We start from the raw sequence: 22,495 nt of genomic DNA on the forward strand, positions 1-22,495 counted from the left end.
GGCCGCCGCTAAAGTCCGTCGCGAACCTCGATACCCCTGGCCGGCATGCACGGGAGGCACAGCACATGACACGTGAGTCCGAGTCGGGACTGCCCATCGAGCCGGTCTACGGACCGGACACCCTCGACGGCTGGGACCCGGCCGAGAAGCTGGGCGCGCCGGGCGCGTACCCCTTCACTCGTGGTGTCTACCCCAGCATGTACACCGGCCGTCCGTGGACGATGCGGCAGTACGCGGGCTTCGGCACCGCCACCGAGTCGAACGCCCGCTACAAGCAGCTGATCGCCAACGGCACGATGGGCCTGTCCGTCGCCTTCGACCTGCCCACCCAGATGGGGCACGACTCCGACGCGCCCCTCGCGTCGGGAGAGGTCGGCAAGGTCGGGGTCGCCATCGACTCGATCGACGACATGCGGGTGCTGTTCGGCGGGATTCCGCTGGACAAGGTCTCGACGTCGATGACGATCAACGCCCCCGCCTCCCTGCTGCTGCTCCTGTACCAACTGGTCGCGGAGGAGCAGGGAGTCCCGGCGGACAAGCTCACCGGCACGATCCAGAACGACGTGCTGAAGGAGTACATCGCCCGGGGCACGTACATCTTCCCGCCGAAGCCCTCCCTGCGGCTGATCGCCGACATCTTCAAGTACTGCCGGGCCGAGATCCCGAAGTGGAACACCATCTCGATCTCCGGCTACCACATGGCGGAGGCCGGTGCCTCGCCCGCGCAGGAGATCGCGTTCACGCTGGCCGACGGCATCGAGTACGTCCGTACGGCTGTCGCGGCCGGCATGGACGTCGACGACTTCGCGCCCCGGCTCTCCTTCTTCTTCGTCGCGCGGACGACGATCCTCGAAGAGGTCGCCAAGTTCCGTGCCGCCCGCCGGATCTGGGCGAAGGTGATGAAGGAGGAGTTCGGCGCGAAGAACCCCAAGTCGCTGATGCTGCGCTTCCACACCCAGACCGCGGGCGTCCAGCTCACCGCGCAGCAGCCCGAGGTCAACCTGGTGCGCGTCGCCGTGCAGGGCCTGGCAGCGGTCCTCGGCGGCACCCAGTCGCTGCACACCAACAGCTTCGACGAGGCGATCGCGCTGCCGACCGACAAGTCCGCCCGCCTGGCCCTGCGTACGCAGCAGGTCCTCGCGTACGAGACGGACGTCACCGCCACCGTGGACCCGTTCGCCGGTTCGTACGTCGTCGAGAAGATGACCGACGATGTCGAGGCGGCGGCCCTGGACCTCATGCTCAGGGTCGAGGACATGGGAGGCGCCGTCAGCGCGATCGAGCGCGGCTTCCAGAAGAACGAGATCGAGCGCAGCGCCTACCGCGTCGCGCTGGAGACGGACAGCGCGGAACGCGTGGTCGTCGGCGTCAACCGCTTCCAGCTCGACGAGGAGGAGCCGTACGAGCCGCTGCGCGTCGACCCGGCGATCGAGGCCCAGCAGGCGGCCAGGCTGGCGAGACTGCGCGCCGAACGCGACCGGGGCGCGGTGGACGCGGCCCTGCTGGAGCTGAAGAAGGCGGCGGCCGGCACGGACAACGTCCTCTATCCGATGAAGGACGCGCTGAAGGCACGGGCGACGGTGGGCGAGGTCTGCGACGCGCTGCGGGAGGTCTGGGGGACGTACGTCCCCACGGACGCGTTCTGAGCCGGCTGCTTCTGGGCCGGACGCTGAGCCGGACGCCCGCGCCGTGAGACCCCCGGACGGAGTGTCGTACCCCCGTGCGACACTCCGTTCATGCTGGGTGTCACCGATCTTCCGACCTATCTCGCCGGCCTGGTGCTGATCATTCTGCTGCCGGGGCCGAATTCGCTGTACGTGCTGTCCGTGGCCGCCCGCCGCGGCGTACGGACCGGCTATGTGGCCGCGGCCGGAGTCTGGACCGGGGACACCGTGCTGATGACCCTGTCCGCACTGGGCGCCGCCTCCCTGCTCCAGACGACGCCGCTGCTCTTCGCGCTCGTCAAGTACGCGGGCGCGGGCTATCTGACCTGGCTCGCCTTCGGCATGCTCCGGGCCGCCGTGTCCATGTGGCGCGACCGGCACCGGCGGGTGGAGGAGCTGACGGCGGAGTCCGAGGCGCCGGCGGCGGGCGCGGCGATGGAGCGGCCCTACCGCCGGGCCCTGGTCGTCAGCCTCTTCAACCCGAAGGCGATCCTGTTCCTGATCTCCTTCTTCGTGCAGTTCGTCGACCCGGGCTACGCCTACCCGGCGCTGTCCTTCCTGCTGCTGGGCACGCTGCTCCAGTTCGCCAGCTTCCTCTACCTCTCGATGCTGATATTCGGCGGCACCCGCCTGGCCGCCGTCTTCCGCCGCCGCAAGCGGCTGTCGGCCGGGGCCACTTCGGCGGCGGGCGTGCTGTTCCTGGGCTTCGCGGCGAAGCTGTCGTTCAGCAGCGTGTAGGCGCGGACCGGCGCCCCCGCCGCTCTCAGTGGTGCCAGGCCTTGCCGCCCACGTTGTGGATCATGCGCTGGAGGACCTTGAGGGCGGCGACGAACTCCTCGTCCGGGATGCCGGCGTGGATCTCCGCGCTCGCCCGGCCGACCCGTTCGTACGCCGCTCCGCGCAGCGCGTGGCCCGCGGCGGTGAGCCGCAGCCGGGTGGTGGTGTCCTCGGTGACCAGGCCCCGGTCGATGAGGGCGTCGATCTCCGGCTCCAGCGCGTCCCCGACGTGCAGATAGCCGCGGAGCATCGCGACCACCTCGGCGCGCGGCCGGCCCGCCTCGTCCGCGTCGACGAGCTGGTTGAGGACCCACCACGGGGGCTGGGTGAGACCGTGCTCGGCGAGCGCGGCGCGGATGTGGGTCACGGTGGCTTCGTGAGCGGCCCAGCTCCAGTAACCGATGGGCTGCCGTGCGAGTCCCGCGTCATCGTGTGAGTAGTCCATGTCCCGAACCGTAAAAGCCCAAGCGGACTTGAGGTCAAGGCCCGCACGGTACGGCGCCCGACGTCCGGAGTCATACCGGCGTCGCCCAGAGTTCATCCCCTGTCGCATCAACGGCCACTCGGTCCTCGGCGCCCTTCATTAGCTTGGGCGGCTACATGATCGAAGGCGAGGGCCGGCGTGCCAAAACTGTCCGTTGTCGTACCGCTCCACAATGTCGCCCCGTACGCCGACACCACTCTGGGAAGTCTCGCCCGCAACACGGATTCGGACGTCGAGTTCCTGCTGGTGGACGACTGCTCCACGGACGGGACACCGTCCGTCATCGACCGCTGGGCCGGGCGGCTCCCGCAGGCCCGGGTCATCAGACACGACACGAACGTGGGCATCGCGGCCGCGCGCAACAGCGGGATCGAGGCCGCGAGCGGTGAGTTCCTCACCTTCCTCGACGGCGACGACTGGTACGCCCCGGGCCATCTGTCCCAGCTGCTGCGCGCCGCCGAGGAGCTGGACGTCGACTTCGTCCGCCACGACCACGTCCAGTCCACGGACACCACCCGCGTCATCCGTCGCGCACCCGCCCGCGTCCGGGACGAGGCGACCGACCCGCGGGCCGGGATCGCGTACCCCGACATGGAGACGATGGTCGACTACCCCTTCGTCTGGGCCGGGCTCTACCACCGCCGGCTCTTCGAGGACGGCGCCATGCGCTTCGACGCGGAACTGCGCACCGCCGAGGACCGCCTGTGGACCTGGCGGCTGCATCTGCGGGCGCGGAGCTATGCGGCGCTGGGGCTGTACGGGATCTTCTACCGGCGCGGGGTGACCACGTCCCTGACCCAGATCAAGGACTCCCGCCAACTGGACTTCTTCCCCGCCTACGACACCCTGCTCAGGGAACTCGCGCAGGACCGGGACGCGGAACTCCTGCTGCCCAAGGCGGTCCGTACGTACTGCGCGCTGATCGCCTTCCACGGCGAGCGCTCCACCGACTACGAGGCCGCGACCGCACGCCGGCTGAGACTCGCGTCGACCGGTGCCCTGCACCGCATGCCCCAGCAGGTGCTGGACGACACCCTGAACACGATGGACACCAAGCGCAGCACAGTGCTCCGGCGCCTGCGTGACAAGCAGAAGGCCGTCTGACCCATGCCCACGCGCACCCAGATCTTCCAGGTGTCGACCCTGTACGGGGCCGCCACGCTCGCCGCCGCGCTCGACGCGGGACAGTTCGGACCACCGTCGGACAGCCGCCGCATCCTGCTGGTGTGCAACAACGCGGCCGTCCCGGAGACGACTCCCGGCCCGGACGAGTTGCGTGGGTACGACCGCATCGCCGCCCGCTTCGACACCGTCATCAGCTGGAACGAGGCGATCCGCCCGTACCACCCCAACGGCTGGGGCCCGCGCGCCGAGGAGACCGTGCTCTGGCAGCGCGCCTTCCGGCTGGCCTGGGACCTGGGAGAGGGGCCCGTCGAACTGGCCCTGGAATCCATCCAGGTCAACCCCGCCCGCGCACTCGCCGCGATCTTCTCCGAGAGCCCGCTGCACGTGTACGCGGACGGCCTCATGAGCTACGGGCCGACCCGCAACAAGCTGCCGCTGTCCCTGGGCTGCCGCATCCGGCGCGTCCTCCACCTCGACCTGGTCCCCGGACTCAGGCCGATGCTCCTGTCCGAATTCGACGTGGAGCCCGAGCTCGTCCCCGCGGACGCCATGCGCAAGGTCCTCGGTGAGATCGCCGGGTCCGCGGACGGCGACCCGCAGCTCACCGAGGTGGTGGCCCAGGCACCCACCGCCGTACTGCTGGGGCAGTACCTCGCCGCGCTCGGCATCCTCACCGCCGAGGAGGAGGAGGACCTGCACATCCGCATGCTGCGGGGCGCGGCCAGGGCCGGCCACACGTCGATCCTCTTCAAGCCGCACCCCACCGCCCCCGCCCGCTACTCCGAGGCGCTGGACGGCGCGGCGGCCGCCACCGGGGTCCGGCTCACCACGATGAACACCCCGCTGCTGGCCGAGACCCTCTTCGAACGGTGCGCGCCCACCCTCGTCGTCGGCTGCTTCTCCACCGCGATGCTCACGGCCGCGGCGTACTACGGCATTCCCGTGGCCCGCGTCGGCACGGGCCCGCTGCTGGACCGCCTCACCCCGTACGAGAACAGCAACCGGGTGCCGCTGACGATCGTCGACCACCTCGTCCCCGACCTGGAGCAGCACGCCGCCGACGGGGTGCCCGCCCTGCCCGGCAGCGCGCCGGACACCCTCGCCCCGCTGGTCCGCACGGTCGGCTACTGCATGCAGTCCCGCCTCCACCCCGGGCTGCGGGCCGAGGCCGAGGCATGGCTGCGGGAGCGGCTGGACAGCGGCACACAGCACTACTTCAAGCGGCGCCGCCTCGGAAAGCTGTCGCTGCCCGGCGGCAGCGTCCAGGGCGCCGCGGTCCGACTGCGCCAAACCGCCCGGCGTACCCGTGCCGGCCTCGGCTTCTGAGGGCTCCGATGTCATCCACCGTCCCCCTGACCACCGTGACCCCGGAAGCCGCCGCGGCCGGCCGGCCGGAGCGTGAACACCGGTACGACGTCGACCTGATCAGGCTGCTGGCCTCCGTGGGAGTGATCCTCTGCCATTCCGGTTCCGCCTTCATGGACGCCGTGGGGCGTACGGAGGCGGGTGGCCCGGGCGTCTACTGGGCCGGGATCGTCGGCGACTCCGCCAGCCGGTTCGCCGTGCCCGTCTTCTTCGCGATCGCCGGCTGGGTGGTCCTGGTCGGCGCCCCGCCGAAGGACGGCAGGCGGCTGCGTCAGCGGATCGTGCGCATCCTCGTACCGCTCGGCGCGTGGACGGTGATCTACCTCGCCTGGGGCAGGTGGCGCGGTACGAACGACGGCCCGGTCGGCGAGCTGGCACGGGACGCGCTGTTCGGCTCGGTCCGGCCCGCGTTCCACCTCTGGTACCTGTACGCCTACGTGCCGGTCATCCTGCTGCTGGCGTTCGTCGTGATGGTGAGGTCCGGGAAGCGGCCGTGGGGTCTCGGCGCCGCCCTGCTGGGCCTGGCGCTCGCCCCGGTGTTCCTCGGTGACGTGGGCCGGCTGACCGGCTGGGACATGCCCCGGCTCGGCTGGACGTTCGCCCCGTACCAGCTCGTGTACGCGGTCGCGGGCGCGCTCCTGGTGGCCCTGCCGGCCGGGGCGGCGGGCCGGTGGCGCGCGCTGTGGGCCCTGCCGGTGGTGGCGGGGTTCGCGGGGGTGGTCTGGTACCAGCACGACATCCACTACGCGATTCCGTACGGGAGCCTGTTCGTCGCCCTGTTCACGGGCGGCGTGCTGATGTCGCTGCACCGGCTGCGGATTCCCGGGCGGCTGCGCCCGCGTCTGGTCCGCCTGGGCAACGCGTCGTTCGGCGCCTATCTGGTCCACCTGCTGATGCTCACCGCGCTGTCGCGGTGGTTCGTCTCCGACGGCCTCGGGACGGCCGCGGCAGCCGCCGCCCTCGTCGGGCTCGTCGCCGCGACCACGCTGCTGTCCTTCGGAGCCGCCCTGCTCTGGGGCCGTCTGGGCCTGACCCGCCTGCTGGGCTGAGCCCATGACGCACGGAAGCCGGGCCCGCGCTCAGCGGCGGGCCCGGCTTCCGTGTGCTCAGCGCCGGACGGTCCGCCCCAGCCGGCGCGCCCGTACCGCCGCCCGGCGCAGGGCCGGGTTACGGGAGAGGGCGGCGAGCCTGCCGGGCAGACCGCCGGGGAGGCCGAGCACCGTCAGCCTGCGGCGCGGGAAGAGCGCCTGCTCGGCGGGGGTGATGCCGTCCGCGAGATACGCGGTGGCGGCGGGCCGCAGCCCGGCATGGACACGGGGCTGCATCACGAACCCGAGAGCGGTGACGAGCCGGTCCGGATTCCCGGGCGTCCGGGTGAGCCCCGCTCCCAGCTCCGGCAGCAGGGTGTGGGCGAGGACCACCGGGACGCGGCCGCTGTTCTCGAAGGGCGTGAGGCGTTCCAGCGCCTCCCGCGTTCCGGTGCACGCGACGTCGAGACCGTACAGCTGCCGCGCGGTGAAGAGTGCGGGGGAGGAGCGGCCCACCACGAGCGCGGGCCGCAGCTGCTCGAACAGCGCCTCCACGAGCACGGACGGATCGAGCACGGTCAGTTCCACGCCCAGCCGTTCGGCCTCCGCTTCGAGGGGGCCCCTCCGGTGGGCCGGCGCCGCGGGATGCGGCGCGAGGACGAGGCTCCGGTGACCGAGGCCGACGGCGCCGCGCAGCATCCGAAGATGCGGCTCCTCCTCCTCGGGCCCGGGGCCCGGGAGCGCCGAGAGGCCCTCGCCGATGAGGAGTGCCGGGGCGCGGTACGGAACGTTGGGCGCGGGCGAGGCAGCTCCGGCCTTCCGGACGACCGCGCGGAAGGCGTCGTCCGGGATGACCTCGGCGGCCACGCCGAACTCCGTCAGCAGCAACGGCCGCACACCGGGCACCAGGCCCAGGTGCAGGAGCCGGCGCACGCGGGTGCCCAGCAGCGGGTCGAGTCTGCTTCCGGTGGGCCCGTAGCCCGACAGCCCGTCCTCGTACACATGCACGGGTGCGCCCAGGAAGATGCCGGTGACGGCGGTGGCAGGTCTGCCCTCGATGGACTCGACCGTCAACTCCACGTCCTCGTTCCCGAGTTGCCACAGCCGGCGCAGGTGGCGTTCCCACAGGGGGGCGTCGCCGGGCCGGGGGGACCAGCCCGACGGGTGGAACGGCGCGATCGCCTCGTTCCAGGAGAGCACCTCGTCGAAGCGGTCGCGAAGGGCGTCGAATCCGGGCAGTTCGTCGAGGGAGGGGCTGACCTCCGGCACGGCGGCGTGGTTGCCGACGAGGAGTATCCGCCGGCCTGAGGGGCGGAAGCGGTCCGCGTCGATGGCGGCGGCCAGGACGGCCGCACCACGCAGGGTGGAGGCGCAGAAGATCTGAGTGGTCATGCCGCCGCACCCGTGCCCGTGGTGGGACGGCGGCGCAGCCGCCGCAGCCGTGAAGCCCTGTCGATGCCCATGGAGTCGATCGTCTCTTCCAGAAGGTCCTGCGGCATTCGGCGCAGGGCGGCGGCGCTCATCGACCGCAGCGCGCGGGCCACGCCGGGTTCGAGTGCGGACGTGGTGCCCAGATGGTGGGATATGACCGCGCAATACGTACGCACCGCCTTCGGCAGAAGCGTTTCCGCTTCCCGGTCCTGTGCGGTCTCCTCGATTACCTGGTCGAAGGCGCGAATGAAATCGAGCTGCCGCATATCCCCGATCTGGGTGAGGGATGAGGCGACTCCGCGCCGGTAGAAGACCCCGAGCAGTCCGACGGCCGCGAAGGAGTCCGCCTCGCGGTGCAGCCGCCAGATCCACGGCCGGTCCTCGGCGGTGCGCAGCCCGTCCGTGAAGTGGATCAGTCCGCGGTCGACCAGGCGGCGGTGGTAGACGCCGGCCCAGGCGTACGGATAGTCGACGCAGGTGGTGCGACCGGCCGGGAGGATGGCCTCGCGCGGATGCATCCGCACCTCCCGCAGACCGTGCGGAACTCTGCGTACGGAGCGGGACTTGCCGGTGCACTGCACATGGTCGGTGCGCAGGAAGTCGCAGTCCAGGCGGTCCATCGCGGCGACCAGGCCGGCGCAGTGACCGGGGGCCAGCCAGTCGTCGCCGTCGAGGAAGGTGACGTACTCGCCCCTCGACGCGTCGAGGCCGGTGTTGCGGGCCGTCGCCAGACCCTGGTTCCGCTCGTGCCGTCTCAGCACCACCCCGGGGATCTCCTCCCGCGCGCGGCGCAGGAGGTCCGCCGTCCCGTCGGTCGAACAGTCGTCGACGAGGATGAACTCGAAGTCCTCCCGGGCATTGGCCCGCAGGCTTCTGAGGGTGTCGGGCGCGTATGTCTGCACGTTGAAGAACGGCACGATGACGGAGAGCTTGACCACCCGCATCACGCTAGGGCGGGCCCCGGCATGTGCCCTGTCCCCAGCGAAGATGCTGAGTGAACGGCGAATGTCGGAATGGTGAACCAGGTTGATTCCAAAGGAATTCCGGGTCCGGAACGGCCATTTCCCGGGGTGATTCGCCAACCGTCGGTGGGCTGTTAACCATTTGTTGCCGCCACGTTGGGCCCCTCCTCGGAATGCCTTCCTAACTTCTAGGACGTGCCCCCACGTACCAGCAATTCGGCCGATCCGGCCGTAACCGCCCCCGACGGCAGTACGGCGCTCCGCGTAGCCGTACTCGCCGACTCCGACACCCGGTGGAAATGGGGCGCGCTCACCGCGCGCCGCCTCACCACCGGCACCGGCGCGTCGCTCGCACCCGAACGCCCCGTCGAGGTCAGCGGACTGCTGCTGCGCGGCCGTGCCACGCCCACCCCCCGGCAGCTCGCCGAGGTGGGCGAGGTGGGCATCGACGCCGCTCGCGTACGAGAGGTGACGGCGGTCGAATTCCTGCACGCGGTGCGGGACGAGGGGTACGACCTCGTCGTCCTCGCCCTTGTCGGGGGCGCGGTCCAGGCGATGCTGCACGGGCTCGCCGCGCTGGACCTGCCCCGCAGGCCCGTGATCGTCACCGGTTATGTGGGGGTCGTCTACGAGAAGCTCGCGGACGGACTCCTCCTGCGCCACGGCGCCGATGTCGTCCTCGCCAACTCCCGCCACGACGCGGAACGTTTCCGCGCGGTGTACGAGGGGGTGGGCGCCGACGCCTCGGCCGTCACGGAGGCCGCCCTGCCGTTCCTCGGCGGCGCGCCGCACCAGCCGGAAGAGGGCCGCGACACCGTCGTGTTCGCCGCCCAGCCCTCCGTACCGGCATCCCGCGCCGACCGTACGTACCTGCTGCGCAGGCTCGTCGAGCACGCCCGGCTGCACCCCCGCCGCGAGGTGCTGCTGAAGCTGCGCTCCAAGCCGGGCGAGCACACCACGCACATCGAGGAGCTGCCCTACCAACGGCTGGCGGAGCGGCTCCCGGGTGGCCTCCCGCCCAACTTCCGTCTGGTGTACGGGCACATGGGCGAGGTCCTGGACCGCACCGACCTGCTGGTCACCGTCTCCTCGACGGCCGCGCTCGAATCCCTGCACCGGCGGATTCCGACCGCCGTCCTCTCCGACCTCGGCGTCCGCGAGGCGCTCGGCAACCACCACTTCATAGGCTCCGGACTCCTCACCTCCTGGGACCGGCTGGACGGCGGATTCCGGCCCCGGCCCGACGAGGAGTGGCTGGCCGGCCAGGGCGTCGCCGCCGACGGCACGTACGCCACGGCGTACGACACCGCGAGGGCAGCGGTCACCGCCCTGCTCGCACGCGGCCAACTCCCGGCCCTCGCCCCCTACTACACGCCCGCCACCGCCCCGGGATACCTCCCCGGCATCCTCGCCCGCCACCACCTGGGCCCCGACGGCCATCCGCTGCCGGGCGCGGCGACGCCCAGGGAGACCGGCGGTGTCAGGGGAGCGGTGCGCGAAACCGTACGCAACGCGGCACGCGGGGCCTACCGGCAGGGCGTCCAGCGCGTCGCCCCGGTGATCCGCCGGATGGGCGAGCTGTGACCGGGCGCCGCGCGAACTCCCCTGCCGGGACCGGGCGCACCGCGGACACCCACGCCGAGACCACCACTTCAGGAGCTGCCATGACGCCGACCCCGACCCCGTCCCCGGCACCGACCGTGCTCGCGGTGATCCCCGCCCGCGGCGGCTCCAAGGGCGTCCCCGCCAAGAACCTCGCCCAGGTCGGCGGCGTCCCCCTGGTCGCCCGTGCCGTACGCGCCTGCCTCGGCTCCGCCGAGGTCACCGACGTCGTCGTCACCACCGACGACCCGGCCATCGCGGAAGCGGCAGCGGAAGCGGCCGCCGCGCTCGGCGAAACCGCCCGGCTGCACTGCGTACAGCGCCCCGCGGCCATCGCCGGGGACACCGCGACCAGCGAGGCCGCGGTCCTGCACGCGCTCGACAGCTACGAGGAACGGCCCGGCCGGACGGCGGACGTGGTCCTCCTGGTGCAGTGCACCAGCCCCTTCGTCACCCGCGAGGACATCGACGGTGTCGCCGCCGCGGTCGCCCACGAGGGCGCCGACACGGCCGTCACCGTCGCCCCCTTCCACGGCTTCGTCTGGCGCGACGGCCAGGCGGTCGAGGACGACACCTACGGCGTCAACCACGACAAGGCCGTACGCCCCCGCCGCCAGGACCGCCCCCAGGACCTGCTGGAGACCGGCGCCGCGTACGCCATGGACGTGACGGGCTTCCGCACCCACCGCCACCGCTTCTTCGGCCACACCGCGCTGGTGCGCACCGACCCGGCCCGGGTGCTGGAGATCGACGACCCGCACGACCTGGCCCGCGCCCGTGCCCTCGCGCCGCTCCTGGACCCCTCACCGCTGCCCACCCGTGAGGACATCGACGCCGTCGTCCTCGACTTCGACGGCACGCAGACCGACGACCGGGTCCTCATCGAGTCCGACGGGCGCGAGACGGTCGCCGTCCACCGGGGCGACGGCCTGGGCATCGCGGCCCTGCGCAAGGCGGGCCTGCCGCTTCTGATCCTCTCCACGGAACAGAACCCGGTCGTCGCCGCCCGCGCCCGCAAGCTCCAGGTCCCCGTCCTGCACGGCATCGACCGCAAGGACGAGGCACTCAAGCAGTGGTGCGAGGAGCAGTCCATCGCCCCCGAGCGCGTCCTCTACGTCGGCAACGACGTCAACGACCTGCCCTGCTTCGGCCTCGCGGGCTGGCCCGTCGCCGTCGCGAGCGCCCACGACTCGGTACGCGCCGCGGCGCGCGCCGTCACGACCACACCCGGCGGGTTCGGCGCCATCCGCGAGATCGCGGCCTGGCTCCTGGGCCCCACCCTCACCACCACCCCTGTCTCCACCCCCACCAAGTAAGGAACGCACCACCATGAGCAACCCCTCCCGTCTGCGCACCCTCGGCACCCGCACCGCGGGCCCCGGCCGCCCCGTCTACGTCACCGGCGAGATCGGCATCAACCACAACGGCGACCTCGACAACGCCCTCGCGCTGATCGACGTGGCCGCCGAAGCCGGCTGCGACGCCGTCAAGTTCCAGAAGCGCACCCCGGAGATCTGCACCCCGCGCGACCAGTGGGACATCGAGCGCGACACCCCCTGGGGCCGGATGACGTACATCGACTACCGCCACCGCGTCGAGTTCGGCGAGGACGAGTACCGCACGATCGCCGACCACTGCGCCAAGCGCGGCATCGACTGGTTCGCCTCCCCGTGGGACACCGAGGCCGTCGCCTTCCTGGAGAAGTTCGACGTCCCGGCCCACAAGGTGGCCTCCGCCTCCCTCACCGACGACGAGCTGCTGCGCGCCCTCCGCGCGACCGGCCGCACGATCATCCTCTCCACCGGTATGTCGACCCCGCGCCAGATCCGCCACGCCGTGGAGGTCCTGGGCTCGGACAACATCCTGCTCTGCCACGCCACCTCGACGTACCCGGCGAAGGCGGAGGAGCTCAACCTCCGCGTGATCAACACCCTCCAGCAGGAGTACCCCAACGTCCCGATCGGCTACAGCGGCCACGAGACGGGCCTCCAGACCACGCTGGCCGCCGTCGCCCTCGGCGCCGCGTTCGTCGAGCGCCACATCACCCTCGACCGCGCCATGTGGGGCTCCGACCAGGCCGCCTCCGTCGAGCCGCAGGGCCTGACCCGCCTGGTCCGCGACATCCGCACGATCGAGGCCTCCCTCGGCGACGGTGTCAAGAAGGTGTACGAGTCGGAGCTCGGCCCGATGAAGAAGCTCCGCCGCGTCACGGGCGTCGTCGCCGAGAGCGACACGGCCGCCGAGCCGGTCGCGGTCTGAGCGCCGACCGGTGAACCTCGCCTTCGTCGAGAGCCCGGTCCAGCTCCTGAACGTCCTGGAGTGGACCCACGCAAGGGGAGGACCCGACGCGACCGCCACCACGGTCGTCGTCCTCCCCCCGGTCGACCCGATGTCGCGCGGTCAGCTGCGCCGGATGGCAGAGCTGGCCCGCGACGAGGGCATCACCGTCCGATGGCAGGAGGCGCGCGGCGACGCCGGCGCGCCTCTGAAGACCCTGCGCGCCCTGGCGGGCCTCGTCCGCCGGGCCGAGCACATCGTCATCGGCGACCCGTTCTCCCGCTATGTGCAGCTGCTCCTCACGATGGTCCGCGCCCGGCGCCTCACGGTGGTCGACGACGGCACGGCCACCATGGAGTTCGTGGCCCAGCTGGCCCGGGGCGAACGCCTCGTGCGCTGGCACCGCCGGGGTGGCAGCAAGGGCCCGCGCGAACTGGTCCTGGCCCCGGTCACGGCCGCCGCCCGCCGCCGCTTCACCCCCTCGGCGACCCACACGGTCGAGGTGTTCACCGCGATGCCGGTCGAGGCTCCGCCCGGCATCGTGATCACCCCGAACACCTTCGGCTGGACCCGCGCGCGCTTCGGCCCGCCCCTGATCACCCGCGGCGCCGACCTGGTCGGCACCTCCCTGGTCGAGACGGGCGTGGTCGACCCGGTCCCGTACCAGGAGGCCGTCCTCGCCCTGGCCCGCGCCCACAACGCCACCCGCTACTTCGCGCACCGCCGTGAGTCCGCGGAGAAGCTCCACGCCCTGGAAGCCGCCACCGGCCTGGAGATCGTCCGCCCGGACCTCCCCCTGGAACTCATCGCCCGCCGCGGCCCGATCGGCCACACGGTCCTGAGCTTCCCCTCCACGGTGGTCCACACCCTCCCCCTGGCCCTGGCGGGCACGGGAGTGAAGGTCGCGGTCTGCGACATCGCCCCGGAATGGCTCCGCGAATCGGCGTCACCCCGCGCGCACGGCTTCCTGAGCGGGGTCACGGAGACCGCTCGCGACGTCCAGCGCCTGGCACCCTGGCGGGTCACCTCGACAGCGCTGGGGGAGGCCTGAGACGCCGAGGGCGCCCGCTGAGGGGCGTCCCGGGCGCCGAACGGGCGCAGGAGCTTACCCACCCCCATCTCACGCCACACGCCGCCGCACCATCTTTTGTTCCTCTATGCGGCTGAAGTTTTGTTGATCTGTGGTCAGTTGAGGGGCAAGGGGCTCTACCCTTCAACAGGTGAACCAGTTGAAGTCCCGCGCGTCCCACTCCGATGCCGAGCTCTCCGGGGGAGCGGCCCAGGCCGGTGCCCTGCCGGGGGCCCTGTCCGACGAGCTCCGGCTGGAGCTCATCGCGTTCCGGCGTGATCTGCACATGCACCCGGAGCTCGGCAACCAGGAGTTCCGTACGACCGCCGCCATCAAGGCCCGGCTGGAGGCGGCCGGGCTCGCGCCCCGGGTGCTGGAGACCGGGACCGGGGTGATGTGCGACGTCGGTACGTGGGACGGCGTACGGCCCATGCTGGCGTTGCGCGCGGACATCGACGCGCTGCCCATCCCGGACACCAAGGCGGGCGTCTCCTACCGGTCCACCGTGCCCGAGCGGGCGCATGCCTGTGGGCACGACATCCACACCGCCACCGTCCTCGGGGCGGGCCTCGTGCTGGCCGGGCTCGACCGCCAGGGGCTCCTGCCGAACGCCGTCCGGCTGATCTTCCAGCCGGCCGAGGAGGTGCTGCCCGGCGGCGCGACCGACGCGATCGGGGCCGGAGTGCTGGAAGGCGTCGGCCGGATCATCGGAGTGCACTGCGATCCACGGGTCGACGTCGGCAGGATCGGGCTCCGGGCCGGGGCCATCACCTCCGCCTGCGACCGGCTGGAGGTGTCCCTGGACGGGCCCGGCGGGCACACCGCCCGGCCGCACCTGACCACCGATCTGGTCACCGCCGCGGCCAAGGTGGCCACCGAGGTGCCCGCGCTGCTCGCGCGCCGGGTGGACGCGCGCTCCGGGCTCGCCGTCACCTGGGGGCGGCTGGAGACCGGTCACGCCTGCAACGTGATCCCGCAACACGCCGAGATGTCCGGAACGGTCCGCTGTCTGGATCTGGCCGCCTGGCGGGCGGCGCCCGACCTGGTGCACGCGGCGATCGACGAGGTGGCCGGAATGTACGGGGCCAAGACCGTGATCGAGTACGTGCGCGGCGTGCCGCCCGTCGTGAACGACGCGTCGGCGATCGATCTCCTCGGCGCCGCGATGACGGAACGACGTGGGTCGTATGCGATCGAGGACACCGAGCAGAGCCTCGGCGGAGAGGATTTCTCCTGGTACCTGGAGCACGTTCCGGGCGCGATGGCACGGCTCGGGGTACGCACCCCCGGAGATACGCGCGGCCTCGACCTGCACCGGGGAAACTTCGACGCGGACGAGGAGGCGATCACGGTCGGAGTGGAGCTCTTCACCGCCGCCGCGTTGCTCGATGGCAACCGCACGTAACCGGACAGGCCACCTCCTGTTCGCGACGATCCGATAACGGCTTCCGTACAGGTCCTTATCTGACATCTACGCGCGTTACGATCGCGGCGAAACCAGCGCCGGAAGAGGCGCTTCGGTCAGGTTTGAAGGAGCCTTCCCTTGCGCCGGGTATCCAAGTTTGCTGTCGCGTGTTCTGTCACCGCGGCCCTCGCCTTCACCGCCACCGCGTGTGGCGAGTCCTCCACCGAGGACACTGGCTCCGACAAGGACCAGATGAAGATCGGCATGGCCTACGACGTCGGCGGCCGTGGCGACAACTCGTTCAACGACTCCGCGGCCCGCGGCCTGGACAAGGCCAAGGCCGAGTTCGACGCCGAGACCAAGGAGCTCACCGCCAAGACCGGTGAGACCCCCGCCGACCGCGAGCAGCGCCTGCAGTCGCTCGCCGAGGGTGGCTACAACCCGGTCATCGCCGTCGGCTTCGCCTACCAGGCGGCCGTCGACAAGATCGCGGCGAAGTACCCGGACGTCAGCTTCGGCCTGGTCGACTCGGTCGCCGAGGCGAAGAACGTCGACAACATCGTCTTCACCGAGGAGCAGGGCTCCTACCTCGCCGGTGTCGCGGCCGCGCTGAAGTCCAAGGACGGCCAGATCGGCTTCATCGGCGGTGTCGACCTTCCGCTGATCAAGAAGTTCGCCGCGGGCTTCCAGCAGGGCGTCCTGGAGACGAACCCGAAGGCCAAGGTGCAGATCCAGTACCTGTCCACGGGCTCGGACCTGTCCGGCTTCGGCAGCCCCGACAAGGGCAAGGCCGCCGCCAAGGGCATGCTCGACAAGGGCGCGGACGTCATCTTCGCCGCCGCGGGCGGCTCCGGCGCCGGTTCCATCGAGGCCGTCGCGGGCAAGAAGGGCGCCTGGTCCATCGGCGTCGACTCCGACCAGGCCAAGGACCCGGCCCTGTCGAAGTACGCGTCCACGATCATGACCTCGGTCGTCAAGAACGTCGACGCCGGTGTCTACGACCTGGCCAAGTCCGTCAAGGACGGCAAGCCGCTGACCGGCACGCAGACGTACTCCCTCGCCAAGAACGGCGTCAGCCTGACCACCACGGGTGACCACCTCAAGGACATCCAGGCGGAGCTCGACGAGGCGAAGAAGAAGATCGTCGACGGCACCATCAAGGTCAAGACCACCGTCTGACCAGCCCGTTGATTCGGGGCCCGGTGAAGCGGCTTCGGCCGCTCCGCCGGGCCCCGGTCGTGTACGGGGACGTCCATGGGCGTCTCCTGCGCCACCTGCCGCCAGGTGGCCAACGATTCGGTGGCGCTACGCGCGTAGCGTGCGTGGGGCACGGTATTTTTCGCCACGCCCCCCGCACCGACCCGTCCTGATCCCGCCGACGTACCCAGTCACCGCCCCCGCCCTCCGCTCCTGCCAAGGAGAGTGCGCCATCAAAGCGTCCAGCAGTCCTCATGCCGTCGAGCTCCGCGGCATCACCAAGCGATTCCCCGGAGTCGTGGCCAACCACGACATCGACATCACCGTGAGCCGCGGCACCGTGCACGCCCTCGTCGGCGAGAACGGCGCCGGCAAGTCCACCCTGATGAAGATCCTGTACGGCATGCAGAAGCCGGACGAGGGCACCATCGCGGTGGACGGCGAGCAGGTCTCGTTCAGCAACCCGGGTGACGCCATCGACCGCGGCATCGGCATGGTGCACCAGCACTTCATGCTCGCCGACTATCTGACCGTCCTGGAGAACGTCGTACTCGGCTCCGAGAAGCTGCACGGCATCGGGGACCGGGCCCGCGCCAGGATCAAGGAGATCTCCGACGCGTACGGCCTCGGCGTCCGCCCTGACGCCATGGTCGAGGACCTCGGCGTCGCCGACCGCCAGCGCGTGGAGATCCTCAAGGTCCTCTACCGCGGCGCGCGCACGCTGATCCTCGACGAGCCGACCGCCGTCCTCGTACCGCAGGAGGTCGACGCGCTCTTCGACAACCTCCGCGAACTCAAGGCCGAGGGCCTCACCGTCATCTTCATCTCGCACAAGCTGGGCGAGGTGCTCTCCGTCGCCGACGAGATCACCGTCATCAGGCGCGGTACGACGGTGGGCACAGCCGACCCCGCGCACACCACGACCAAGCAGCTCGCCGAGCTGATGGTCGGCAGCGAGCTGCCGTCGCCGGAGACCCGCGAGTCCACCGTCACCGACGTGCCCATGCTGACCGTCGACGACCTGCGGCTGACCGCCACCGACCCGGACGGGGTGGTGCGTGCCGTGCTCGACGGCGTCTCCTTCACCATCCACAAGGGTGAGGTGCTGGGCATCGCGGGCGTCGAGGGCAACGGCCAGTCCGAACTGGTCGACGCCATCATGGGCATGCGCACCCTCGACGCCGGTGTCCTCACGCTGGACGGCGCGGACATCTCCCACGCCGCCACCCGCAAGCGCCGCGAGGACGGCATGGCGGTCATCCCCGAGGACCGCCACCGGCACGGTCTGCTCCTGGAGGCCCCCCTCTGGGAGAACCGCATCCTCGGTCACGTCACCGAGCGCCCCAACAGCAAGGGCGCCTTCCTCGACCTGAAGGCGGCCCGCGCCGACACCGAGCGGATCGTGCGCGAGTACGACGTCCGTACCCCCGGCATCGAGGTCACCGCGGCCTCGCTCTCCGGCGGCAACCAGCAGAAGCTGATCGTCGGCCGCGAGATGAGCCACAGCCCCAAGCTGCTGATCGCCGCCCACCCCACCCGTGGTGTGGACGTCGGCGCGCAGGCGCAGATCTGGGACCAGATCCGCGAGGCGCGCCGCGAGGGCCTGGCGGTGCTGCTCATCTCCGCCGACCTCGACGAGCTGATCGGGCTCTCCGACACGCTGCGCGTGATGTTCCGGGGCCGGCTGGTCGCGGACGCCGACCCGGCGACGATCACCCCCGAGGAGCTCGGCTCCGCCATGACGGGCGCGGCGAGCGGACACCTGGAAGCCCCGGCCGGGGACGGCGATCCCGCCGCACCCGGTGCGGACGACACCCGCGCCGTGAACGACCCCGACGGGGGAGAGGACCGATGAAGAAGTTCGACAAGGAGCGGCTGCTCCTGGGGATCGCGGCCCCGCTGCTCGCGATCGTGGTCGCCTTCCTGGTGACCGCGCTGGTCCTGGCCGCGACGGGCAAGGAACCGTTCAACGCCTTCGGCATCATGTTCGACTACGGCATGAAGTCGGACAGCCAGGTCTACATCCTGAACAAGGGCACGACCTACTACCTCGCGGGTCTCGCGGTGGCCGTCGGCTTCCGGATGAACCTGTTCAACATCGGTGTCGACGGGCAGTACCGTCTCGCCGCCTTCTTCGCCGCCGCCCTCGGCGGCGCGCTGACCCTGCCCGGCGCCCTCCAGATCCCGCTGATCATCCTCACCGCGATGATCGTCGGCGCGATGTGGGCCGGTATCGCCGGTGTCCTGAAGGTCACCCGCGGTGTCAGCGAGGTCGTCTCGACGATCATGCTGAACGCCATCGCGACGGCGATCATCGGCTATCTGCTCCAGCAGGGCCGGCTCGGCCACCTCGACAAGGCCGGCACGAAGATCTCGACCACTCCGATCCCGGAGTCGTCGCACTTCTTCGAGTTCCCGACCACACCCACCCCGATCTGGGGCTTCATCGTCGTCGCGGTGGTGGCGGGCGTCGCCTACTGGTTCGCGCTCTCGCGCACCCGGTTCGGCTTCGACCTGCGGACCGTCGGCCAGTCCGGCTCGGCCGCCGAGGCCAGCGGCGTCAACGTGAAGAAGATGGTCGTCACGTCGATGCTCATCTCCGGCGCGATGGCCGGCCTGATCGGCATGCCGACGCTGCTCAACGACAGTTTCGAGTACAGCGGCGACTTCCCGGTCGGCATCGGCTTCACCGGTATCGCCATCGCACTCCTCGGCCGTAACCACCCGATCGGCATCGCCCTCGGCGCGCTCCTGTGGGCCTTCCTCGAACGCGGCACCGGAAAGCTCGAGTTCGAGGGGTACGACAAGGAGATCGTCGGCGTCATCCAGGGCGTCATCGTCCTGTGCGTCGTCATCGCCTACGAAGTCGTCCGCCGCTACGGCCTCAAGCGCCAGCAGAGCAAGGTCGGCGCGGAACTCGCCGCACAGGCCGCCCGTAACTCCGACCAGCAGGAGGTGTCGGCGTGACCGCCACGGCGACTTCCACCCCGCCGCCCGCAGCCCCCAAGGTTTCCGGTGGCAAGGGCGGGCGCACGCGCTTCTCGTTCCCCGTCATCCTCCTGATCATCGCGGGCGCCCTGCTCGCGCTGTCCGCGGTACGCGCCATCACCGGCGCCCAGGACGTCACGTCGGCGGGCCAGATCAGCGCCGCCCTCGCGATGGCCGTGCCGATCGGCCTCGCCGGTCTCGGCGGTCTCTGGGCCGAGCGGGCCGGTGTGGTCAACATCGGTCTTGAGGGAATGATGATCCTCGGCACCTTCTTCGGTGCCTGGGCCGGCTGGCAGACCGACCCGTGGATCGGCGTGCTCGCCGGTGTCGTCGGCGGCATGCTCGGCGGACTGCTGCACGCCTTCGCCACCGTCACCTTCGGCGTCGACCACATCATCTCCGGTATCGCGATCAACATCCTGGCGCTCGGGTTCACCACCTACTTCGCCAAGCTCTGGTTCAACACCGGTGACGCGGCGGCGAAGGGCGGCAGCCCCAAGCAGTCGCCGCCCGCCGACGAGATCACGACCGTGACGGTCCCGGGCCTCTCGGACTGGCTGCACTCCGTCGAGAAGCACCACTGGTTCTTCGTCTCCGACGTGGCCGGCATCCTCGGCGGCCTGGTCACCAACGTGTCGCTGCTGACGCTGGTGGCCGCGGCCCTGTTCGTGGCCACGTTCTTCATCCTGTGGAAGACCTCGTTCGGCCTGCGGCTGCGGTCCTGCGGCGAGAACCCGGTCGCCGCCGAATCGCTCGGCGTCAACGTGTACTTCTACAAGTACGTCGCCGTGATCGCCTCCGGCGGCCTCGCCGGACTCGGCGGCGCGTTCCTCTCGCTGGTCACCTCGCACATCTACAACGAGGGTCAGACCGGTGGGCGCGGCTACATCGGCCTCGCCGCGATGATCTTCGGCAACTGGCGGCCCGGCGGACTCGCCATGGGCGCGGGCCTGTTCGGCTTCGCCGACGCGCTCCAGCTGCGCAACGGCGGCGAGTCCGTCCACGCGCTGCTGCTGCTCCTGGTGGTCATGCTGGCGGGCCTCGCGGCCTGGAAGCTCTACCGCAAGAGCTATGTGCCGGGCGTGATCAGCGCCGCGATCGCCGCCGCCGTGCTGGTCTGGTACCTCACCACGGACACGGTGCCGACCGAGTTCGTGAGCGCCACGCCGTACATCGTCACGCTCCTCGTGCTCTCGCTCTCCGCGCAGCGGCTGCGGATGCCGAAGGCGGACGGCATGCGCTACCGCAAGGGCCAGGGCAAGTGACGGCCGCCGCGGACGTCGACTGGGAGGCCCTGCGCACGGCTGCCCGGGACGCCATGTCCCGTGCCTACGCGCCGTACTCGGGCTACCCGGTCGGCGTCGCGGCCCGCGTCGACGACGGCCGTACGATCGTCGGCTGCAACGTCGAGAACGCCTCGTACGGCATCGGGCTGTGCGCCGAGTGCGGACTGGTCTCCCAGCTGCACGCCACCGGTGGCGGCCGGCTGACCCACTTCACCTGTGTGGACGGGGCGGGCGCGATCCTGGTCCCGTGCGGCAGGTGCCGGCAGCTGCTGTACGAGTTCGGCGGCCCGGAACTCGTCCTGGAGACCCCGGACGGTCTCCGTACGCTGGACGAGATGCTGCCCCAGGCGTTCGGCCCCCAGCACCTGGCCTAGGCCGTTTCTCACCAGGCACAGGGCGGGCCCGTCCGGGCCCGCCCTGTGCTCGATCAAACCTCTATGCGCGTAGAGTCAAGAACTCTTGCGTACGCCCCCGGCCGGAAGGACTCCCCTCCCATGGACGCCATCTCCGTCATCCGCACCAAGCGGGACCGCGGCGAGCTGACACCCGAACAGATCGACTGGGTCATCGACGCGTACACCCGCGGCGAGGTCGCCGACGAGCAGATGTCCGCGCTGGCCATGGCGATTCTGCTGAACGGCATGAACCGCACCGAGATCGCCCGCTGGACCGCCGCGATGATCGCCTCCGGCGAGCGGATGAACTTCGCCTCGCTCTCCCGTCCCACCACGGACAAGCACTCCACCGGTGGCGTCGGCGACAAGATCACGCTGCCCCTGGCCCCGCTCGTCGCGGCCTGCGGCGCGGCCGTGCCGCAGCTCAGCGGCCGCGGTCTCGGCCACACCGGCGGCACCCTCGACAAGCTGGAGTCCATCCCCGGCTGGCGCGCGCACCTCTCCAACGAGGAGATGCTGAGCGTCCTGGAGGGTACCGGCGCGGTGATCTGTGCGGCCGGTGACGGCCTCGCCCCCGCCGACAAGAAGCTGTACGCGCTCCGCGACGTCACCGGCACCGTCGAGGCGATCCCGCTCATCGCCAGCTCGATCATGTCGAAGAAGATCGCCGAGGGGACCGGAGCACTGGTCCTGGACGTCAAGGTCGGCTCCGGCGCCTTCATGAAGACCATCGAGGACGCCCGCGAACTGGCCTCCACCATGGTCGCGCTGGGCACCGACAGCGGCGTACGGACCGTCGCCCTGCTCACCGACATGGCGACCCCGCTCGGCCTGACCGCGGGCAACGCCATGGAGGTACGGGAATCCGTCGAGGTCCTGGCCGGCGGCGGCCCCCAGGACGTCGTCGACCTGACCCTCGCCCTCGCCCGGGAGATGCTGGACGCGGCCGGCCTCAAGGACGCCGACCCGGAGAAGGCCCTCGCCGACGGCTCCGCGATGGACGTCTGGCGCCGCATGATCTCCGCCCAGGGCGGCGACCCGGACGCCGAACTGCCGGTCGCCCGCGAGCAGCACGTGGTGACCGCGCGCTCCTCCGGCGTACTGACCCGCCTCGACGCGTACGACATCGGCGTCGCGGCCTGGCGCCTCGGTGCGGGCCGCGCCCGCAAGGAGGACCCGGTGCAGGCGGGCGCGGGCGTCGAGATGCACGCCAAGCCCGGCGACAGCGTCACGGCGGGCCAGCCCCTGCTGACGCTGCACACGGACACCCCGGAGAAGTTCGAGTACGCCCTGAAGGCGCTGCCCGACGCCTACGACATCGCCCCGGCCGGCACGGAGTTCACTCCGACCCCGGTGGTGCGCGAGCGCATCGCGTAACGGCACGGCACGCGAACGGCCCGCCCGGACGAGGAGATCGTCCGGGCGGGCCGCTGTCCTGCG

At 71.1% G+C, this 22,495-nt stretch carries 19 protein-coding genes; 16 read left to right on the forward strand and 3 right to left on the reverse strand.

Annotated features, from left to right (window positions below; translation table 11 throughout):
• Positions 1-65: 65 nt before the first annotated feature.
• Together AC07FA_RS24640 and leuE are read left to right on the forward strand one after the other, a co-directional pair.
• The gene (locus tag AC07FA_RS24640; protein ID WP_479078222.1) at positions 66-1,646 is read left to right on the forward strand and encodes an acyl-CoA mutase large subunit family protein; all 1,581 of its coding nucleotides are present in this window, start codon (positions 66-68) and stop codon (positions 1,644-1,646) included.
• A gap of 90 nt (positions 1,647-1,736) precedes the next feature.
• Positions 1,737-2,402 (forward strand): leucine efflux protein LeuE, encoded by a 666-nt coding sequence (gene leuE / locus AC07FA_RS24645; protein WP_479078223.1) that lies wholly within the window; start codon positions 1,737-1,739, stop codon positions 2,400-2,402.
• 25 nt (positions 2,403-2,427) lie between these two features.
• Here leuE and AC07FA_RS24650 read toward each other — a convergent pair whose 3' ends face one another.
• On the reverse strand, positions 2,428-2,886 hold the full coding sequence (locus AC07FA_RS24650) for a MarR family winged helix-turn-helix transcriptional regulator (RefSeq protein WP_479078225.1): 459 nt from the start codon (positions 2,884-2,886) through the stop codon (positions 2,428-2,430).
• 177 nt (positions 2,887-3,063) lie between these two features.
• Between AC07FA_RS24650 and AC07FA_RS24655 the strand changes: the two genes are divergently transcribed.
• The 3 genes from AC07FA_RS24655 to AC07FA_RS24665 are packed head-to-tail and all read left to right on the forward strand — an operon-like array spanning position 3,064 to position 6,464.
• Entirely contained in the window at positions 3,064-4,029 is a 966-nt protein-coding gene (locus AC07FA_RS24655; RefSeq protein WP_479078226.1) for a glycosyltransferase family 2 protein, read from the forward strand.
• Between the two features lie 3 nt (positions 4,030-4,032).
• A complete protein-coding gene (locus AC07FA_RS24660) occupies positions 4,033-5,376 on the forward strand; it encodes a polysialyltransferase family glycosyltransferase (RefSeq protein WP_479078227.1) in 1,344 nt (447 codons plus the stop codon).
• 8 nt (positions 5,377-5,384) lie between these two features.
• Complete coding sequence (locus AC07FA_RS24665; RefSeq protein WP_479078229.1) at positions 5,385-6,464, forward strand: acyltransferase; 1,080 nt, start codon at positions 5,385-5,387, stop codon at positions 6,462-6,464.
• 57 nt (positions 6,465-6,521) lie between these two features.
• Here AC07FA_RS24665 and AC07FA_RS24670 read toward each other — a convergent pair whose 3' ends face one another.
• Positions 6,522-7,835: a polysialyltransferase family glycosyltransferase gene (locus AC07FA_RS24670; protein ID WP_479078230.1), complete on the reverse strand. Its 1,314-nt coding sequence runs from the start codon at positions 7,833-7,835 to the stop codon at positions 6,522-6,524.
• Positions 7,832-8,812 (reverse strand): glycosyltransferase family 2 protein, encoded by a 981-nt coding sequence (locus AC07FA_RS24675; RefSeq protein ID WP_479078232.1) that lies wholly within the window; start codon positions 8,810-8,812, stop codon positions 7,832-7,834. The genes AC07FA_RS24670 and AC07FA_RS24675 overlap by 4 nt, the downstream gene beginning before the upstream one ends.
• Before the next feature lie 219 nt (positions 8,813-9,031).
• Between AC07FA_RS24675 and AC07FA_RS24680 the strand changes: the two genes are divergently transcribed.
• The 11 genes from AC07FA_RS24680 to AC07FA_RS24730 all read left to right on the forward strand — a co-directional run bounded on the left by AC07FA_RS24680 (position 9,032) and on the right by AC07FA_RS24730 (position 22,432).
• Positions 9,032-10,420: a DUF6716 putative glycosyltransferase gene (locus tag AC07FA_RS24680; protein ID WP_479078234.1), complete on the forward strand. Its 1,389-nt coding sequence runs from the start codon at positions 9,032-9,034 to the stop codon at positions 10,418-10,420.
• 80 nt (positions 10,421-10,500) lie between these two features.
• Positions 10,501-11,754 (forward strand): cytidylyltransferase domain-containing protein, encoded by a 1,254-nt coding sequence (locus AC07FA_RS24685; RefSeq protein WP_479078235.1) that lies wholly within the window; start codon positions 10,501-10,503, stop codon positions 11,752-11,754.
• 13 nt (positions 11,755-11,767) lie between these two features.
• Positions 11,768-12,697: an N-acetylneuraminate synthase family protein gene (locus AC07FA_RS24690; RefSeq protein ID WP_479078236.1), complete on the forward strand. Its 930-nt coding sequence runs from the start codon at positions 11,768-11,770 to the stop codon at positions 12,695-12,697.
• 10 nt (positions 12,698-12,707) lie between these two features.
• Complete coding sequence (locus tag AC07FA_RS24695) at positions 12,708-13,766, forward strand: hypothetical protein (RefSeq protein ID WP_479078237.1); 1,059 nt, start codon at positions 12,708-12,710, stop codon at positions 13,764-13,766.
• A 178-nt stretch (positions 13,767-13,944) separates the two neighbouring features.
• A complete protein-coding gene (locus AC07FA_RS24700; protein ID WP_479078286.1) occupies positions 13,945-15,189 on the forward strand; it encodes an amidohydrolase in 1,245 nt (414 codons plus the stop codon).
• A 138-nt stretch (positions 15,190-15,327) separates the two neighbouring features.
• Complete coding sequence (locus AC07FA_RS24705) at positions 15,328-16,368, forward strand: BMP family lipoprotein (protein ID WP_479078239.1); 1,041 nt, start codon at positions 15,328-15,330, stop codon at positions 16,366-16,368.
• Positions 16,369-16,618: 250 nt separating this feature from the next.
• Positions 16,619-18,241: an ABC transporter ATP-binding protein gene (locus tag AC07FA_RS24710; RefSeq protein ID WP_479078287.1), complete on the forward strand. Its 1,623-nt coding sequence runs from the start codon at positions 16,619-16,621 to the stop codon at positions 18,239-18,241.
• Positions 18,238-19,353, forward strand: coding sequence for an ABC transporter permease (locus AC07FA_RS24715; protein ID WP_479078241.1), 1,116 nt, complete (start codon positions 18,238-18,240; stop codon positions 19,351-19,353). The genes AC07FA_RS24710 and AC07FA_RS24715 overlap by 4 nt, the downstream gene beginning before the upstream one ends.
• A complete protein-coding gene (locus tag AC07FA_RS24720; RefSeq protein WP_479078242.1) occupies positions 19,350-20,639 on the forward strand; it encodes an ABC transporter permease in 1,290 nt (429 codons plus the stop codon). Before AC07FA_RS24715 ends, AC07FA_RS24720 begins: the two co-directional genes overlap by 4 nt.
• Positions 20,636-21,034: a cytidine deaminase gene (locus AC07FA_RS24725; protein WP_479078243.1), complete on the forward strand. Its 399-nt coding sequence runs from the start codon at positions 20,636-20,638 to the stop codon at positions 21,032-21,034. Before AC07FA_RS24720 ends, AC07FA_RS24725 begins: the two co-directional genes overlap by 4 nt.
• Positions 21,035-21,154: 120 nt before the next feature.
• Positions 21,155-22,432: a thymidine phosphorylase gene (locus AC07FA_RS24730; RefSeq protein ID WP_479078244.1), complete on the forward strand. Its 1,278-nt coding sequence runs from the start codon at positions 21,155-21,157 to the stop codon at positions 22,430-22,432.
• The last annotated feature ends 63 nt before the right edge of the window (positions 22,433-22,495 follow it).

It is taken from the genome of Streptomyces sp. NPDC045968 (genome assembly GCF_056430475.1).